General features: G+C 46.7%; 1 protein-coding gene. It reads right to left on the bottom strand.

Annotated features, from left to right (window positions below; all coding sequences use genetic code 11):
- Positions 1-33: 33 nt before the first annotated feature.
- Positions 34-1,565, bottom strand: a protein-coding gene (locus AC0J20_RS23265) for an IS3 family transposase (protein WP_473023594.1) whose coding sequence is annotated in 2 segments (ribosomal slippage) — positions 34-1,103 and positions 1,103-1,565 — 1,533 coding nt in all. Because the reading frame shifts where the segments join, the coding sequence is not laid out codon by codon here.
- Positions 1,566-1,635: the final 70 nt, after the last annotated feature.

Here is a 1,635-nt window from a genome sequence, read left to right as displayed (position 1 = left end):
CGGCGTTTTTCAAGGTAGTTGTCGCCTAAGCCGTTAAGCTGCTTCTTTTTTGCTCTCCGGATTAAGTTCCACAACATCGATCTGATCCCAGTTGCGGGTGTCGCCAGACCACCGGTTAGGATTTGTGCCCTTTGCTTTTGCATATAGATTTGCACGCTTCGCTAGTATCATTTTATCCTCACCATTGTGTCGTTGTTCCGGCGTGACGAATTTGATCCGACTATGACGATGCTCAGTGTTGTACCATTGAACAAACTCTTTAACCCAGATTCTGGCGTCTTCCAGTGTTTTAAAGCCTTCACTTGGCCATCGACGACAGTACTTTAATGTGCGAAACAAGGATTCAGAGTAGGGATTGTCATTACTGACACCCGGGCGACTACGTGAGCCAATGACTCCCATGTCGATCATCTTTGCCTGCATCGTCAGGCTCTTCATCGGGCTGCCGTTGTCAGAGTGCAATATAATATCTTCATTAACACACTTCTCTGACCACAGTGTGCGCTCAAGGAGGCGAGCTGCATACTCACCAGATTCACTGTCATGCACTTCCCACCCAACCACTTTGCGACTGAAGATATCCATAATCATGTAGAGATAGAAAAATCGACCAATTACCGTGGACGGACAATAGGAAATATCCCATGTCCAGACCTCGCAGGGCGCTTTAGCTTTAAACCCGTCTGGCTTTATCATACTCCCTTTAGGTTTCGCCTTGCCTCTGTGTTTCAGCTGATTATTCGCTTTCAGAACCCGGTAAAAGCTGGATTCCGAAGCCAGATAAGTCCCTTCATCAGCCAATATGGGGACTATCTGGCATGGCGATAAACTGGCAAACCGCTCCTGATTACAGGTGTCTAAAATTGCCTCCTGTTCCGCATCAGTCAATTTATTTGCTGGCAGCGGTCTGCTCGCCTCAGGTCTTTTGTCTGCACTTACACCGCCTGCTTCCTGCCATCGTTGCAGTGTGCGAAGAGATAATCCAATTACCTCACAGGCTTTGATTTTTCTGGCTCCAGCCATAACGGCTTCGTCAACCAACGATACATAATATTGCCTATCCGGGAGTGTGGTTAACTGTCCTCGTCTTCCCCCCAGTAGGCATTTAACTTTTTTCTCAGCACCAACAAAGCCGCTGTTTCAGCTAAAGCAGCATCCTTACGTTTGAGTTCCTTCTCCAGCTCCTTAATGCGCTTTTTGTCGCTTTTTCGCTCCTGTGCCTGTTGCTTACGCTGCTGAGCTTCTGTCTGATTACCTGAGATACAGCTCTGTTTCCATTGCTGAATTTGCTCAGGATAAAGACCATGCGCCCTACAATATTGACTTAATTCAACTTCCGACAATGTGGCCGTCTCTAAAACCACTGAAAACTTCTGTTCTGCCGACCAGTCTTTAGGATCATCACTTTTAGTCAAGTTGTAGCCTGCCTCTAAGTATTTATCTCGCCAACTACACAGGGTAGAAAGGTTGATACTTTCTCTCTGTGAAAACTGGCGCAATGATAAACCGCTTTCAACTAACTTGCTAACAACTGCCTTCTTATGCTTCTCTGGATAGTGTTTCACTCAAACCTGTCATCCACCCCCTGTCTAACAATACGAAAAACTGAGGCGACAACTATCCTGACACAGGGGG

The sequence above is a fragment of the Planctobacterium sp. R6 genome (assembly GCF_055755215.1).
The sequence above is the reverse complement of the archived record's forward strand: the minus strand, read 5'-3'. Positions and strand labels throughout refer to the sequence as shown.